The following is a 15,937-nucleotide window of genomic DNA, read 5'->3' as shown; positions in this document are numbered from 1 at the left end:
CGGGCAGTGAATTCGAATTTGACAACAGAGAGTGGTCACAATGGATAAATTTCGTGTGCAGGGGCGGACTCGCCTAAGCGGTGAAGTCACTATTTCCGGAGCGAAAAACGCCGCATTGCCAATATTGTTTGCTGCGTTGTTAGCTGAAGAGCCGGTAGAGCTGCAAAATGTCCCAAAGCTAAAAGACATTGATACCACTATTAAGTTGCTTGGCCAATTAGGCACCAAAATTGAGCGCGATAGCTTGGGTTCTGTTTTTGTTGACGCGCGTGATGTGAATGAGTTTTGTGCGCCTTATGATTTAGTCAAAACCATGCGCGCCTCTATTTGGGCGTTGGGGCCACTGGTTGCTCGTTTTGGTAAAGGGCAGGTCTCTTTGCCCGGCGGTTGCGCTATCGGCGCCCGTCCGGTTGATTTGCATATCACGGGTTTAGAACAGCTGGGTGCTGAAATTAAGCTGGAAGAGGGCTACGTGAAAGCCTCGGTCAATGGCCGCCTGAAAGGCGCGCATATCGTGATGGACAAAGTTAGCGTTGGCGCAACAGTGACCATTATGAGTGCTGCGACTTTGGCTGAAGGCACCACGGTGATTGAAAATGCAGCCCGTGAGCCAGAAATTGTCGATACCGCGAACTTCCTAAATACGCTGGGTGCTAAAATCAGCGGTGCAGGAACCGACCGCATTACCATCGAGGGCGTTGCGCGCTTGGGTGGTGGTGTTTATCGTGTGCTGCCTGACCGCATTGAAACCGGCACTTTCCTGGTTGCAGCGGCTATCTCTGGCGGCAAAGTTGTCTGTCGTCAGACCCGCCCTGATACGTTGGATGCAGTATTGGCTAAGCTACGCGAAGCAGGCGCTGATATTGAAGTTGGTGATGATTGGATCAGCCTCGACATGCATGGGCAGCGCCCTAAAGCGGTGACAATCCGCACTGCGCCACACCCAGGTTTCCCAACAGATATGCAGGCTCAGTTCAGCTTATTAAATTTGGTGGCGGAGGGGACGGGGGTTATCACCGAAACTATCTTCGAGAACCGTTTCATGCACGTGCCTGAGCTGATCCGTATGGGCGCACATGCGGAAATTGAGAGTAATACTGTGATTTGTTATGGCGTTGAGCAACTGTCCGGTGCTCAGGTGATGGCAACCGATCTACGTGCTTCTGCCAGTTTGGTATTGGCGGGCTGTATCGCTGATGGGATCACTATCGTTGATCGTATCTATCATATTGATCGTGGCTACGAACGTATCGAAGATAAACTGCGTGCGTTGGGTGCCAAAATTGAGCGTGTGAAGGGCGAATAAATATCCGCTCAATCAGACCAATAAAAATGCCAGCCGAGAGTTCCGAGCTGGCATTTTTTTGACTAAAAATTATGGCTGTAGTGTCTCTTGCTGGCTACTAAGCTCCGCATTTTGATCGAATTCCGTGATAGTTATCTGCATTGTCATTTGCTGACCATTACGCAAGAATAAGACCGGAATTGTGGTGCCGGGGCGGATCTCTGCAACCTGATCCATAGTTTCAATCACGGACGTTGCAGGTTTGTTATTCACGCTAAGAATGATATCACCCACTTGCAGGTCGGTTTTCGCCGCCGGGCCATCTGGCGATATTCTATTCACTTTAATGCCATGTATCCGGTCTGATGAACCATTACCGCTGGCATTGAAGGGAGGATACTCCTCGCCAGTCACGCCGATATAGCCACGGATCACCCGCCCGTCACGAATCAGCTTTTCCATGACTTTGGTCGCCAGCGCGGTTGGAATAGCAAAACCAATACCTTCTGGTGTTTCACCGTTGCTGCTTTTATCGAAAGATAAGGTATTAATCCCCATTAATTCGCCCAAGGTATTCACCAGCGCACCACCGGAATTACCCTGATTGATTGAGGCATCTGTCTGGAGAAAGTTTTGCCGCCCGGAAGCACTCAAGCCAATACGCCCGGTCGCGCTGATGATCCCTTGAGTGACCGTCTGACCCAGATTATAGGGGTTACCGATGGCCAGCACGACATCACCAACATGGGGTATACGATTAATATTGATGGGAATGACCGGCAGATTCACCGCATCAATTTTCAAAACGGCTAAGTCGGTCAGATTATCTGAACCCACCAGGAGTGCCTCTGATATACGACCATTCTGTAATGCCACAATGATCTGTTCAGCATTATTGATAACGTGCTTATTGGTCAGGATATAACCCTTATCACTCATGATAACACCAGAACCTAGTGTACGAATGGCCAGCCCATCTTGTGTCGGGCTTAAGCTACGGTTATACACATTAACGACTGCTGGTGCTGCTCTGCGCACCGCTTGGTTATAACTGGCGGGTGTCTCTTCATCTAAGCTACTGCTGTTACCGGAAAAAAAGTGACCCGGATTACGAAGCATAGGCATTGCGACCAGTAAAATACCGGCGACAATTAGCCCCAAAACAATTGAACGCAATAGCTTAAGAAACATGAGGTTTAAGGCGTGAATGAATGGATATCAGGAGAATAGCATGAGTTTGGCGGACACAGCATGGTGCTGTGTCCGATTTTTCTGCAAATTAGCGAATTAACAGATAAATATTCTCGTCACCACGCACAATATTCAGTGCGATTACAGCAGGTTTGGCTTCGATAGCTTTCCGTAATTGGGCGATATCCTGAACCCGCACACGGTTTACGGCAATAATCACATCATCTTTCTGCAAACCAGACTGTGCGGCTGGTGAGCCTTTAGTGACGCTCTCAACCTTAACCCCTTTGCTACCGCCTTTGATCTCGCCATTACTCAGGGATGCACCTTGCAATGATGGAGATAAGGTATCTGCACTGGTTGACGTTGGGCTGCTGTTCTCCAGCGTGACCGTCACTTCAAGTGGTTTTCCATCGCGGAGCAAACCAACTTTAATGGCTTTACCCGGCCCAGTGGTGCCCACTTTGGCGCGCAATTCCGCAAAGCTGCTTATTGGCTTACCATCAACGGAGACCAACACATCACCTGCTTTGATGCCCGCTTTAGATGCGGCTGATTTTGGCAATACTTCACTGACGAATGCGCCACGCTGAGCATCGATATTAAAGGCTTTTGCCATGTCCGCCGTCATTTCGCTACCACGGATACCCAACAGCCCGCGTTTCACTTCGCCAAATTCAATCAACTGCTGGCTGAGATTCTGCGCCATGTTGCTTGGGATCGCGAAGCCGATACCGATGTTACCGCCGCCCGGTGCCAGAATCGCGGTGTTAATCCCAATCAATTCGCCATTGAGGTTAACCAGGGCACCACCAGAGTTACCACGGTTGATGGAGGCGTCAGTCTGGATAAAGTTTTCCAACCCTTCGAGGTTCAGGCCACTACGACCCAAGGCGGAAATGATCCCTGAAGTCGCGGTTTGCCCCAAACCAAATGGGTTACCGACTGCGACCGCAAAATCACCCACCCGCAGGTTATCGGAGTCAGCAATTTTAATGGATGTCAGATTCTTGGCATCAGTTAACTGCAATAACGCGATGTCAGTTTGCTCATCACGGCCCAGTAGTTTGGCATCATATTCACGACCATCATTGAGCTGAACACGAATTTTATCCGCATTATTGATCACGTGATTATTGGTCAGCACATAACCTTTTTCAGCATTAATAATGACGCCAGACCCCAGCCCTTCGAAGGGACGGTTGCTCTCTTTACCGGCTGGTGCATTGGGGCCAAAGAAGAATTTGAACTCTTCTGGCAAACGCTGCTGCTGTGCTTGTGTTCCAGAGACATGAACGCTGACAACAGCGGGCAAAACTTTTTCCAACATCGGCGCCAGGCTAGGAACTGCCTGCCCGGCCACGGCCGCTGGAAGTGCTGCGGCGTTCACCATAGGAACACTAGCGAGACCTAAGCCGACACTCATTGCCAGCGCACTAAGAAATAATGACTTTTTCTTCATTGATTTAAACTCTCTCAATACCTAACGGTGAATGAATAGGGTGGATGGCTGTTACAGGCCCGTTGTAAATTCAGACTCTGAGTTAGCTAAAAAATTCACTTATTTCAAAAGGCTACTGTTACCTTAAAATAAGTAGCCTGAGATACCGCTTGATATAAGGTTCGCTGTGGAGCAATTCAAGGAGAGGTGAGTATAGAAGTGTAAATGTGCTGACTACAATTGCGTAGTCAGCATGGTATATATGTGCTTAATCGCGGGTCTGATGCTCTGGGCGTAATAAGCCCGATGCCCCTTCAGAGTAATCGCGAGGTGGCATTTTCACTGGTGCCTGATCATTATCGGCCTCAGATTCGGTCAGACGGTAGCGGAATGGATTATCCTGCAACGGTAAGTCCGGTAATAAGTTATTGGAGCTTTTCGCCATATGCTGATAGAGCTGGCGGTAGTCGCGAGCCATATTATCCAGCAACTCAGCACTGCGGGCGAAGTGCCCAACCAGTTCCTGACGGTACTCCTCCAAATCTGTTTTGCTCTTCTCCAACTCATTTTGCAGCACTTGCTGCTGACGCAATTTGCGGTTGCCAAAGCGCATAGCTACCGCGCCAATCACGATACCAACAACCAACCCAATAAGCGCATACTCCCAGGTCATGATGACTCCTTTTTTGACTTCATTGTTCAGCAGGACTTTTCACTTAATAATAGCCACTATAACCGTTAACCTTGTCTGAGTGGAATCCTGATGCAACTTTGCTTTTGGTTATCAGGTTTTTTCCGCAGAGATAGAGTCGGTAAATGCTGCGATTGCGCGATAAATCAGTGAGAAAGTAGCGCGAAAAGTAGATAACTATTTTATCAGGGATTGGTGATAAACATGCAATCAAGTACACCTACCACACTTTACCAGCAGGCACTTGATGCTGGTGACTATCAATCTGACGATGTGCAACGGCGCGCTGTAGCACAACTAGACCAGATTTATCACGCACTGAAACAGCGCCAGAGTGAGCCACCGACTGGCGCGGGTTTACGTGGGCGGTTGAACCGTTTGATTGGGCGCGCGGCAGCCAAAACAGTCATACGTCCGGTTCAGGGCCTATATATGTGGGGCGGTGTCGGGCGCGGTAAAACCTGGCTGATGGATATGTTTTTCCATAGCCTGCCGGGTGATCGCAAGCTTCGACTGCATTTCCACCGCTTTATGTTGCGGGTACATCAAGAGCTGGCCGAGCTACAAGGCCATGAAAACCCGCTTGAAATTATCGCCGATAACTTCAAGGCGCAGACTGATGTACTGTGCTTTGATGAGTTTTTTGTCACCGATATTACGGATGCGATGCTGCTGGCAACACTGCTGGACGCACTATTCGCCAGAGGCATTACACTGGTCGCGACATCCAACATTCCGCCGGATAACCTGTACCAAAATGGGTTACAGCGCGCCCGCTTCCTGCCGGCTATTGCATTGATCAAGCAGTATTGTGACGTGATGAATGTTGATGCTGGTATTGATTACCGTTTGCGCATGTTGACTCAAGCGAATCTCTATCTGACGCCGCTGAGTCCGCAAACCGAGCAGGCGATGGATGAGATTTTTGTCAAGCTAGCGGGTAAAGCGGGTGAACACGCGCCAGTACTGGAGGTGAATCACCGGCCACTGCCCGCCATTTGCGCGGCACAGGGCGTTTTGGCGGTGGATTTCCATACTTTGTGTGAAGAGGCTCGCAGCCAGTTGGATTACATTGCACTGTCGAAACTCTATCACACTGTTTTGCTGCACAATGTCCACCGCATGGAGACGCGAGATGAGAATACCGCCCGGCGTTTTCTGGCGTTAGTCGATGAGTTCTACGAGCGGCGAGTGAAGCTTATCATTGCGGCCGAAGCTTCTATGTTCGAGATTTATGGTGGTGAGCGCCTCAAATTCGAATATCAGCGCTGTTTGTCGCGGCTACAAGAGATGCAGAGTGAAGAGTATCTCTCTTTACCGCATCTGCCGTAAGTGCATAATCTGTGCCACAGTTATTCACTTTTGACCTGCTAAAATGCTATTCTATTGCGGGCGATTATCCTTCGCCCTGACTTAACATGTTTAATTTATGCCTTTCTCGTCAAAAACAGTTCGATCTTTAACGCTGACTTCTCTATAATCTTGCGACCCCACGTTACAACAAAGTTTTTTTCCCAAAAACTTTGATAGTGCCGGCATTGGCTATTCGAAGGGGTAGGTTTGCTGGACTGATGGTCGTGTGAGCCTCAACTGTTTTTGAACGTTTGGGTGTTCACCAACGTGTAACTTATTAATTGGGTAAGCTTTTATAATGAAAACTTTCACAGCTAAACCAGAAACTGTAAAACGCGACTGGTATGTTGTTGACGCGAATGGTAAGACCTTAGGTCGCCTCGCTACTGAACTGGCTAGTCGCTTACGCGGCAAGCATAAAGCGGAATACACCCCGCACGTTGATACTGGTGATTACATCATCGTTCTGAACGCAGAAAAAATTGCTGTAACCGGCAACAAGCGTACAGACAAGATTTATTACCGCCACACCGGCCACATCGGTGGTATCAAACAAGCGACCTTTGAAGAGATGATTGCCCGCAGTCCTGAGCGTGTGATTGAAATCGCGGTTAAAGGCATGCTGCCGAAGGGTCCGCTGGGCCGTGCAATGTATCGTAAGCTTAAAGTTTACGCAGGTACTGAGCACAATCATGCGGCGCAGCAACCGCAAGTTCTGGACATTTAATCGGGATTATGGCAATGGCTGAAAATCAATACTACGGCACTGGTCGCCGCAAAAGTTCTGCAGCTCGCGTTTTTCTTAAGCCGGGCAGCGGTAAAATCGTTATTAACCAACGTAGCCTTGAAGTTTACTTCGGTCGTGAAACTGCCCGCATGGTAGTTAATCAACCGTTGGAACTGGTAGACATGGTTACCAAGTTTGACATGTACATCACTGTTAAAGGTGGTGGTATTTCAGGTCAGGCTGGCGCTATCCGTCACGGTATCACCCGTGCACTGATGGAATATGACGAGTCTCTACGTGGTGAACTGCGTAAAGCTGGCTTCGTAACGCGTGATGCGCGTGAAGTTGAGCGTAAGAAAGTGGGTCTGCGTAAAGCACGTCGTCGTCCACAGTTCTCCAAACGTTAATTTTTTGCCTTTATGGCATCAGATTGATGGTAAAAACCCGGTGTCTCACCGGGTTTTTTTATTTGTCTGAAAAACATATCTGAAAAACACCTCCCCGCCACGCTATATATTATATTTTCGCCGCTAACTTATTGTCTGATAGACGATTTTTTATGAAATAACCGCACCATCCCCACAAAACATTCAAAATCTGGTAAACTATCACTCACTTTTGTGCCTGTTCGGCGAACTGTTGGCGTCCGTCTATCTCCCTGGCTGAATTATTCTCTCGACCAAGGCTTATTTACGGCAGCAGCTGTCGAGATTGCGAACTGGCGGTAAAACGACTCAGGATAGCAACCTCACCGTGGGCTATTCGCACTGTTTTCTAGATAATCTTGGAGGTTTTCATGGCTGTCGCTGCCAACAAACGTTCGGTAATGACGCTGTTTTCCGGCCCGACCGACATTTTTAGCCATCAAGTACGTATCGTACTGGCGGAGAAAGGTGTCAGTGTTGAGATTGAGCAGGTTGAAGCTGGTAATCTGCCGCAGGACCTGATTGACCTCAATCCCTACCAGACCGTCCCTACTTTGGTTGATCGCGAGCTGACATTATATGAATCCCGCATCATCATGGAGTATCTGGATGAGCGTTTCCCTCACCCGCCATTGATGCCGGTATACCCAGTTGCTCGTGGTAGCAGTCGTTTGATGATGCACCGCATTGAGAAAGACTGGTACTCCCTGATGCATAAAATCGAGCAGGGAAATGCACAGGAGGCAGAAGCAGCACGTAAGCAACTGCGCGAGGTCCTGCTGTCTATCGCCCCGGTGTTCAATGAAACGCCTTACTTCCTGAGCGAAGAATTCAGCCTGGTTGATTGCTATTTGGCTCCGCTGTTGTGGCGTTTGCCAGTATTGGGCATCGAGCTAACCGGCGCGGGTTCTAAAGAGTTGAAAGGCTATATGACACGTGTGTTTGAGCGTGATGCATTCCTGGCTTCCCTGACGGAAGCTGAACGTGAAATGCACCTGAAAACCCGAGGTTAATTGCTATGGAGATGTCGGATATGTCTCCGCGCCGTCCCTATCTGTTACGCGCATTTTACGAATGGTTGATTGATAATCAACTAACGCCACATCTGGTGGTTGATGTGACAAGACCAGGTGTTTCGGTGCCAATGGAGTTTGCTCGTGATGGGCAGATTGTATTGAATGTGGCACCGCGTGCCGTGGGTAACCTAGAACTGGGTAACGATGGCGTGAGTTTCAATGCCCGTTTTGGTGGTGTACCGCGTCAGGTCATCGTGCCTATGGCTGCGATAGTGGCAATTTATGCGCGAGAAAATGGTTCTGGCACCATGTTTGAACCTGAAGAAGCTTACGACTCGGATGCTGAGGGTAATTTCGAGGGTCTCGAAGAGGAGGAGGGCAGTAGCGCACCGGCTGACAACCTGATGTTAGTCACGGACGAAACAGTCTCTTCGCAAGACGATAATGGTTCACCTGATGATGAGCCGCCACAACCGCCACGCAGTGGTGGTCGTCCAGCATTGCGGGTCGTTAAGTAGCCCCTTCGTTTTCAAGCAAAGTATTAGCATTTCTAAGGGCGGCATTGGCCGCCCTTATCATTTCCTCATAACCAATACTCAAGATAACTTTTTCAATTCAGCCAGGCAGGTATCACGCTGGCTCATCATGTCGCTATTTCTGATCGTGGATAAAGTATGAGAGGCACGTTGCTGGAAGTTAGCTTTGGCGGCGCTCTCTTTGATATCAGCTGGTGCGGTGCAAATCTCTGATAATTTGAGTGTTTTGCTACCACTTACCGCTTTTAGCACGGCGGCAGGGTTATAGATCAGTGCGGAAGAGAGTGCAGATTTCACACCTGCGGTGAACTTTGCATTCCCCCCATCGGCCAGTTTAGGGGCCATGGCAATCCAATTATCATCACCCAGCTTGATATTATTCTCTACCGTTGGCAGTTGCCCAGATTTTGCCAATTCAGCGACTACTGCACGGGCACCACGTGCCTCAATGTTATAGCCAACCTCTTGATAATTCAGCGACATCGCCAATGCGCTGCCACTCATCGCCAGCAATCCGCCAGCAATAAAAAGTAAGTGAGATTTCATAACAGATGATCCTTTCTTTAAAACGGGGTGTAACAAGATAAGTAGGCCAGGCGGTGTCGGCCCAAAAGCCAATATAAACTCGGCCTTTACTATAGCGCTTCACGATTATTTTGCTGCAAATAAGGGGAGTTGAGATTGTTACAAAATCTTGGGTGGGGGATAACCTCAAGCGCTGGATAACCAGCCCTTGAGGTCATTGACAAAGTCACCTGAGCGGAGAGAACGGTCAGATCGTAAAGACGCCGTAAAATCATCCCTGATGGCTCGAGCCGCGCCATCCCTGGCGCGGACGCTTTACTCTTCTACCCGTCCTCTCCGTTCCAGATCGCGTCATCGGGGTTTGTCAGCAGTCTGAAGGGCTGGATAACCAGCCCTCAATACCATTAAATGATCGAAAAATCCTGAGTATCAGACTTCCAGATAATTCATGATGCCTTCTGCGGCTTTGCGACCCTCGGCGATGGCGGTTACCACCAAATCAGAGCCACGGACAATATCGCCGCCAGCAAAGATTTTCGGGTTACTGGTCTGGAAGGCATTATCGGTGCTTTCAGGGGCAACGACACGGCCTTGCTTGTCCAGCGCCACGTCATGGGCAGCCAACCACTCCATGCTGTGTGGGCGGAAACCAAACGCCATTATCACGGCGTCTGCGGGCAGAACATGTTCTGAACCTGGGATCTGCTCCGCCATGCTACGGCCCTGTGCATCAGGTGCGCCTAGTTGGGTGCGAACCATTTTCACGCCGCAAACTTTGCCATTGCTGTTCACTTCAATGCTCAATGGTTGCAGGTTGAATTTAAATTCGACCCCCTCTTCGCGAGCATTTTTCACCTCCCGCTTGGAACCCGGCATGTTGGCTTCATCGCGGCGATAGGCGCAAACCACGTCAGTTGCGCCTTGACGGATAGAAGAGCGCACACAGTCCATCGCGGTATCACCACCACCCAGCACCACCACACGTTTACCCTCCATGCTGATGTATGGCTCGTGAGCGGCTGCTTCGTAGCCCATCAACTGTTTGGTATTGGCAATCAGGAATGGCAGCGCATCGTAAACACCTGATGCATCTTCGTTTTCCAGCCCGCCGCGCATAGATTGGTAAGTACCCACACCGAGGAATACCGCGTCATACTCTTTCAGCAGTGCATCCATGGTGATATCTCTGCCGACTTCGATATTCAACTGGAACTCGATGCCCATCTCAGAGAAAATTTTTCGGCGCTTAATCATCACCTCTTTTTCCAGCTTGAAGGCTGGAATACCGAAGGTCAGTAAGCCGCCAATCTCTGGATGACGGTCAAACACCACCGCTTGTACGCCGTTGCGCGCCAATACGTCAGCACAGGCCAGCCCCGCAGGGCCAGCGCCGATCACCGCGACACGTTTACCGGTCGGGTGAACATGGGACATATCCGGCTTCCAGCCCATCTCGATAGCTTTATCACTGATATAGCGCTCGATGTTACCGATAGTGACCGCACCGAACTCGTCATTCAGGGTGCAAGAGCCTTCGCACAGACGATCCTGTGGACACACGCGGCCACAAACCTCCGGTAAGCTATTGGTCTGGTGAGCCAGATCCGCCGCTTCCATAATCCGCCCCTCATTGGCGAGTTTCAGCCAGTTGGGGATGTAGTTATGTACCGGACATTTCCATTCACAGTAAGGGTTACCGCAAGACAAACAGCGGTCTGCCTGTGCTTTGGCCTGTGTTTCCGAGAATGGCTCGTAAATCTCAACAAATTCAATTTTACGGATCTTCAGCGGCTTTTTCGGCGGATCTACGCGCTGTAGGTCAATAAACTGATAAACATTCTGACTCATTTCAACCCCTTACTGCGCTTGAACCCGCAGCTCAGCTGCGGAACGGCTACGGTGGCCCAACAGTGCTTTCACATCGCTGGATTTCGGCTTAACCAAAGCAAACTTGGTCACCCACTCCGGCCAGTTAGCCAGAATTTCTTCGCCACGGCTAGAACCTGTCAACTGAACGTGTTCAGTGATCAGCCCACGCAGATGCTCTTCATGGATAGCCAACTGATCGACATCCAAGACTTCTACCAACTCAGGGTTAACACGTTTACGGAATTCACCATCTTCATCAAGCACATAAGCGAAACCACCGGTCATGCCGGCACCGAAGTTAATCCCAGTGCGGCCCAGTACGCAAACAATCCCGCCAGTCATGTATTCACAGCCGTTATCGCCGATACCTTCAACCACGGTGATAGCACCGGAGTTACGCACCGCGAAACGCTCACCGGCACGGCCTGCGGCGAACAGTTTGCCGCCAGTGGCACCATACAGACAGGTGTTGCCGACAATACTGGCTTCGTGACTACGGAAGTGTGAGCCGACAGGAGGGCGCACCGCGATGCGGCCGCCGGCCATCCCTTTACCCACGTAGTCGTTGGCATCGCCAGTCAGCATCAGCTCAACGCCACCAGCATTCCAGACGCCAAAGCTCTGACCCGCAGTCCCGGAGAAGTAAGCTTTGATTGGGTCGGTTGCCATACCTTGATCGCCATGTTTAGTGGCAATCGCGCCGGACAATGACGCGCCCACTGAGCGGTCAGTGTTGCGAATATCAAAGTAGAACGTTTTGCTGTGTTTGGCTTCAATGTGTGACTCGGCCTGCGACAGTAACTCTTTATTCAGTGACCCTTTATCGAACGGCGGGTTACTTTCAGTGCAATAGAGTGCTTTGCCCGGATGTGGCGTGGCGGTTTTCAGCATTGGCGACAGATCCAGCTTGTTCTGTTTGGCTGAGATACCATCCAGCTCCAGCAACATGTCGGTGCGGCCAATTAAATCAACCAGTTGGCGTACACCCAGCTCGGCCATGATTTCACGGGTTTCCCGCGCGATGAACTGGAAGTAGTTCACCACACGCTCAGGCAAGCCGTGGTAGTGGTCACGACGTAGTTTCTCATCTTGAGTTGCGACACCTGTGGCGCAGTTATTCAGGTGACAAATCCGCAGGTATTTACAACCCAAGGCCACCATAGGGCCAGTGCCGAAACCGAAGCTCTCAGCACCCAGGATCGCGGCTTTAACAATATCGACACCCGTTTTCAGGCCGCCATCCACTTGCAGACGGATTTTATGGCGCAGCCCGTTGGCAACCAGTGCTTGCTGAGTTTCAACCAGCCCCAGCTCCCACGGACAACCAGCATATTTCACCGATGACAGCGGGCTAGCACCAGTACCACCGTCGTAACCGGCAATGGTAATCAGGTCGGCGTAGGCTTTCGCTACACCAGTGGCAATGGTGCCCACACCCGGCTCAGAGACCAATTTCACCGAAATCAATGCCTTCGGATTGACCTGTTTCAAGTCGAAAATCAGCTGCGCCAGGTCTTCAATTGAGTAAATATCATGGTGCGGTGGCGGGGAGATCAAAGTCACACCCGGCACGGAATAACGCAGTTTGGCGATATACGGCGTGACTTTATCACCCGGTAATTGACCGCCTTCACCCGGTTTCGCACCTTGGGCTACCTTGATCTGGATAACATCAGCATTGACCAGATACGCCGGTGTGACGCCAAAACGACCTGAGGCCACCTGCTTGATACGGGAGACCTTGTTGGTGCCATAACGGGCCGGATCTTCGCCGCCTTCACCGGAGTTGGAGAATCCGCCGAGGCTGTTCATGGCGATAGCCAGTGACTCATGGGCTTCAGGGCTGAGTGCGCCAATAGACATCGCAGCAGTATCAAAGCGGGTGAACAGGGATTCAGCCGGCTCCACCTGATCGACAGGGATCGGAGTGCCTTGCGGTTTGATCGCCAGCAGATCACGCAGTGTGGCAATTGGGCGCTCATTCACCAGCTTGGCATAAACCTGATAATCACTGTATTCACCGCTGTGAACCGCAGTTTGTAAGGTGCTGACCACATCCGGGTTATACGCATGGTATTCGCCGTTGTGGACAAATTTCAGTAAACCGCCCTGATCCAATGGCTTACGTTTCAGCCAGGCGCGTTTGGAGAGATTCTGCAAATCCTGTTGGAAATCGCTGAAGCTGGCCCCGCCGATACGGCTCACCACACCCTGGAAACAGAGGTCAGTTAGTTCACGATGCAGGCCAACTGCTTCAAACAGTTTGGCGCAGCGGTATGAGGCGACGGTGGAGATGCCCATTTTGGACATGATTTTGTACAGGCCCTTATTGATCCCATTACGATAGTTAAGCATCACATCGCGATACTTTTTATCAATAGCCTGGGAGTCAACCAATTTAGCCAATGATTCATAAGCTAAATAAGGGTAAATCGCAGTCGCACCAAAACCGAGTAGCACGGCGAAGTGATGCGGATCGCGGGCGCTGGCGGTTTCCACAATAATGTTGGCGTCGCAGCGCAGGTTTTTCTCCACCAGGCGGGTCTGGATAGCGCCAACCGCCATCGGCGCCGGAACCGGCAGGCGATTGGTGGCAATGGCACGATCTGACAGTACCAGCATCACGGCACCATCACGGACTTTGCGCTCCGCTTCTTCGCACAGGGCGAGCACCGCTTGTTCTAAATCAGTTTCAGCGGGATCAAAGGTCAAATCGAGACGATCAGCACGGTAGTGCTCCCCTTCCAGGGTGGTGAGCTGCTGGAAATCGGAGAACAGCAAGATGGGCGATTTAAAGCTCAGGCGGTGCGCCTGACCTTCCGCTTCGGAGAACACATTCATTTCACGGCCGATACTGGTGGCCAGTGACATGACGTGCGCTTCACGCAGCGGATCGATTGGCGGGTTAGTCACCTGGGCGAACTGCTGGCGGAAGTAATCGTAAATAATGCGTGGGCCGCTGGAAAGCACGGCAAATGGGGTATCATCGCCCATTGAGCCGGTTGCTTCCTGACCAATTTCACCCAGCACACGAATGACTTGATCCAGCTCTTCGCTGCTATAACCAAACTGTTTTTGGTAGGTTTCCAGTGTCGAATCATCTAATTGGCGGCTACCCACCTGATCTTCCGGCAACTCTTCGAACGGCACCAGGCGCTTAACGTTCTTCTCCATCCACTCTTTATACGGGTGGCGGCTTTTCAGATCGTTATCAGTTTCGGCAGAGTGCAGGATCTTGCCGCTGCGGGTATCGATCACCATCAGTTCGCCGGGGCCGACGCGGCCTTTTTCAATCACTTCATCGGGTTGGTAATCCCAGATGCCGACTTCAGAGGCGCAGGTGATCAGCTTGTCTTTGGTGATGACGTAGCGCGCAGGGCGCAGGCCATTACGGTCAAGGTTACAAGCCGCATAACGGCCATCTGACATCACGATCCCCGCCGGACCATCCCATGGTTCCATATGCATGGAGTTGAAGTCAAAGAAAGCGCGCAGATCGGTATCCATATCCGGGTTGTTCTGCCAGGCCGGTGGCACCAGTAGACGCATGGCGCGGATCAAGTCCATGCCGCCACTGAGGAACAGCTCCAGCATGTTATCCAGCGAGCTAGAATCCGAGCCGGTCTCATTGACGAATGGCGCTGCATCCTGCAAATCGGGGATTAGTGGCGTTTTGAATTTGTAAGCACGTGCGCGCGCCCATTGGCGGTTACCGGCGATGGTATTGATTTCGCCGTTATGGGCCAGATAGCGGAATGGCTGAGCCAGTGGCCAGCGCGGCACGGTATTGGTTGAGAAGCGCTGATGGAACAGGCAAATTGCCGATTCAAGGCGCAGGTCAGCCAAATCAAGATAAAAGCGGGGTAGATCCGCAGGCATACATAAGCCTTTATAGATCGTCACCAGGTTAGAGAAACTACAAACGTAGAAATCTTTGTCACCTGAAATCCGCTTTTCGATACGGCGACGCGCCACAAACAGGCGGCGCTCCATATCACGTGGACGCCAACCCGCAGGGGCGTTCACAAAAATTTGTTCAATCCGAGGCAGGGAGGAGAGAGCGATTTCACCAAGAACATCCGGGTTGGTCGGCACTTCACGCCAGCCGATAATCGACAGCGTTTCGTTTTGCAACTCTTCTTCTACAATGCGGCGGCTTGCCTTGGCGAGTTCTTCGTCCTGACTGAGGAACATCATGCCGACGGCATAGTTTTTGGCCAAACGCCATCCGCGTTCTTCAGCGACCATCCGGAAAAAGCGATCCGGTTTTTGTAAAAGCAGGCCACAGCCGTCGCCAGTCTTGCCATCAGCAAGGATCGCGCCACGGTGTTGCATGCGGGCCAGTGCGTGTATAGCGGTACGCACGACCTTATGGCTAGGTTCGCCTTCTATGTGGGCGATTAGGCCGAAACCACAGTTGTCCCTTTCTTGGGATTTATCGTACAACATATCAGTGAACCTCCCCAGGCTCTGCGAGACTCCAACAAACCGACTCCAGAAGGACATAGTGACTGAGGCGGCGTGGGCTGACAGGCGCGTATTTCGCGGCAAATCTGCTTTTCCGCCCTCCGCCAATGGCCTCTTGTGACGGTTCTCACAAGTGGTAAAAGACTTGTTTTAAGAGGGAATCTTAAATTACTGCATAATTATGACTAGACGTTTGCCCGTCTAGAAAGCTTCCAGCGGACCTCCAACTTAGCGAGAAAGAATACTCAGGTCAAATATAGGCTTAAGATATATCTTTAAGGTGATAAGTGGCTTTATCATTATGAAAAATAATAGGTTATTGGTATTTTTAGCCCGTTGAATGCATAGTGCGATAGGCGTGAAATTGTGAGCTGTCTCACTATAGGGCAATCGACAAATCTCTGCACCATG

At 50.8% G+C, this 15,937-nt stretch carries 12 protein-coding genes; 6 read left to right on the top strand and 6 right to left on the bottom strand.

Going from position 1 to position 15,937, the window contains the following annotated elements; all coding sequences use genetic code 11:
• Positions 1-40 precede the first annotated feature (40 nt).
• Positions 41-1,306 (top strand): UDP-N-acetylglucosamine 1-carboxyvinyltransferase, encoded by a 1,266-nt coding sequence (gene murA, locus AACW11_RS06555; RefSeq protein ID WP_212584132.1) that lies wholly within the window; start codon positions 41-43, stop codon positions 1,304-1,306.
• A 69-nt stretch (positions 1,307-1,375) separates the two neighbouring features.
• Here the strand turns inward: murA and degS are convergent, their stop codons facing one another.
• The 3 genes from degS to zapG form a co-directional block, all read right to left on the bottom strand.
• A complete protein-coding gene (gene degS, locus AACW11_RS06550; RefSeq protein WP_212584131.1) occupies positions 1,376-2,476 on the bottom strand; it encodes an outer membrane-stress sensor serine endopeptidase DegS in 1,101 nt (366 codons plus the stop codon).
• An 88-nt stretch (positions 2,477-2,564) separates the two neighbouring features.
• Positions 2,565-3,938 (bottom strand): serine endoprotease DegQ, encoded by a 1,374-nt coding sequence (gene degQ / locus AACW11_RS06545; protein WP_212584130.1) that lies wholly within the window; start codon positions 3,936-3,938, stop codon positions 2,565-2,567.
• A gap of 247 nt (positions 3,939-4,185) precedes the next feature.
• Complete coding sequence (gene zapG / locus AACW11_RS06540; RefSeq protein WP_004714934.1) at positions 4,186-4,590, bottom strand: Z-ring associated protein ZapG; 405 nt, start codon at positions 4,588-4,590, stop codon at positions 4,186-4,188.
• Positions 4,591-4,812: 222 nt separating this feature from the next.
• On the opposite strand from zapG, the gene zapE reads away from it, so the two are divergent.
• The 5 genes from zapE (at position 4,813) to sspB (ending at position 8,647) form a co-directional block, all read left to right on the top strand.
• A complete protein-coding gene (gene zapE, locus AACW11_RS06535; protein ID WP_212584129.1) occupies positions 4,813-5,940 on the top strand; it encodes a cell division protein ZapE in 1,128 nt (375 codons plus the stop codon).
• 319 nt (positions 5,941-6,259) lie between these two features.
• A complete protein-coding gene (gene rplM / locus AACW11_RS06530) occupies positions 6,260-6,688 on the top strand; it encodes a 50S ribosomal protein L13 (protein WP_004874088.1) in 429 nt (142 codons plus the stop codon).
• A 14-nt stretch (positions 6,689-6,702) separates the two neighbouring features.
• Positions 6,703-7,095: a 30S ribosomal protein S9 gene (gene rpsI / locus AACW11_RS06525; protein WP_005162424.1), complete on the top strand. Its 393-nt coding sequence runs from the start codon at positions 6,703-6,705 to the stop codon at positions 7,093-7,095.
• Between the two features lie 389 nt (positions 7,096-7,484).
• Positions 7,485-8,126: a stringent starvation protein SspA gene (gene sspA, locus AACW11_RS06520; protein ID WP_004874089.1), complete on the top strand. Its 642-nt coding sequence runs from the start codon at positions 7,485-7,487 to the stop codon at positions 8,124-8,126.
• Between the two features lie 5 nt (positions 8,127-8,131).
• Positions 8,132-8,647 (top strand): ClpXP protease specificity-enhancing factor, encoded by a 516-nt coding sequence (sspB, locus tag AACW11_RS06515; protein ID WP_212584128.1) that lies wholly within the window; start codon positions 8,132-8,134, stop codon positions 8,645-8,647.
• A gap of 78 nt (positions 8,648-8,725) precedes the next feature.
• On the opposite strand, the gene AACW11_RS06510 is transcribed toward sspB, so the two are convergent.
• The 3 genes from AACW11_RS06510 to gltB form a co-directional block, all read right to left on the bottom strand.
• The gene (locus AACW11_RS06510; protein ID WP_212584127.1) at positions 8,726-9,211 is read right to left on the bottom strand and encodes a hypothetical protein; all 486 of its coding nucleotides are present in this window, start codon (positions 9,209-9,211) and stop codon (positions 8,726-8,728) included.
• Positions 9,212-9,619: 408 nt separating this feature from the next.
• Positions 9,620-11,038: a glutamate synthase small subunit gene (locus tag AACW11_RS06505; protein ID WP_004874092.1), complete on the bottom strand. Its 1,419-nt coding sequence runs from the start codon at positions 11,036-11,038 to the stop codon at positions 9,620-9,622.
• 9 nt (positions 11,039-11,047) lie between these two features.
• Positions 11,048-15,508, bottom strand: coding sequence for a glutamate synthase large subunit (gene gltB / locus AACW11_RS06500; RefSeq protein WP_212584126.1), 4,461 nt, complete (start codon positions 15,506-15,508; stop codon positions 11,048-11,050).
• Between the last annotated feature and the right edge of the window lie 429 nt (positions 15,509-15,937).

The organism is Yersinia sp. Marseille-Q3913 (genome assembly GCF_963892745.1).
GTDB classification, from domain to species: Bacteria; Pseudomonadota; Gammaproteobacteria; order Enterobacterales; family Enterobacteriaceae; genus Yersinia; species Yersinia bercovieri.
The sequence above is the reverse complement of the archived record's forward strand: the minus strand, read 5'-3'. Positions and strand labels throughout refer to the sequence as shown.

Excerpts from the sequence above, each read along its gene's own strand:
- murA (WP_212584132.1), top strand. The coding sequence starts at position 41 with ATGGATAAATTTCGTGTGCAGGGGCGGACTCGCCTAAGCGGTGAAGTC.
- degS (WP_212584131.1), bottom strand. The coding sequence starts at position 2,476 with ATGTTTCTTAAGCTATTGCGTTCAATTGTTTTGGGGCTAATTGTCGCC.
- degQ (WP_212584130.1), bottom strand. The coding sequence starts at position 3,938 with ATGAAGAAAAAGTCATTATTTCTTAGTGCGCTGGCAATGAGTGTCGGC.
- zapG (WP_004714934.1), bottom strand. The coding sequence starts at position 4,590 with ATGACCTGGGAGTATGCGCTTATTGGGTTGGTTGTTGGTATCGTGATT.
- zapE (WP_212584129.1), top strand. The coding sequence starts at position 4,813 with ATGCAATCAAGTACACCTACCACACTTTACCAGCAGGCACTTGATGCT.
- rplM (WP_004874088.1), top strand. The coding sequence starts at position 6,260 with ATGAAAACTTTCACAGCTAAACCAGAAACTGTAAAACGCGACTGGTAT.
- rpsI (WP_005162424.1), top strand. The coding sequence starts at position 6,703 with ATGGCTGAAAATCAATACTACGGCACTGGTCGCCGCAAAAGTTCTGCA.
- sspA (WP_004874089.1), top strand. The coding sequence starts at position 7,485 with ATGGCTGTCGCTGCCAACAAACGTTCGGTAATGACGCTGTTTTCCGGC.
- sspB (WP_212584128.1), top strand. The coding sequence starts at position 8,132 with ATGGAGATGTCGGATATGTCTCCGCGCCGTCCCTATCTGTTACGCGCA.
- AACW11_RS06510 (WP_212584127.1), bottom strand. The coding sequence starts at position 9,211 with ATGAAATCTCACTTACTTTTTATTGCTGGCGGATTGCTGGCGATGAGT.
- AACW11_RS06505 (WP_004874092.1), bottom strand. The coding sequence starts at position 11,038 with ATGAGTCAGAATGTTTATCAGTTTATTGACCTACAGCGCGTAGATCCG.
- gltB (WP_212584126.1), bottom strand. The coding sequence starts at position 15,508 with ATGTTGTACGATAAATCCCAAGAAAGGGACAACTGTGGTTTCGGCCTA.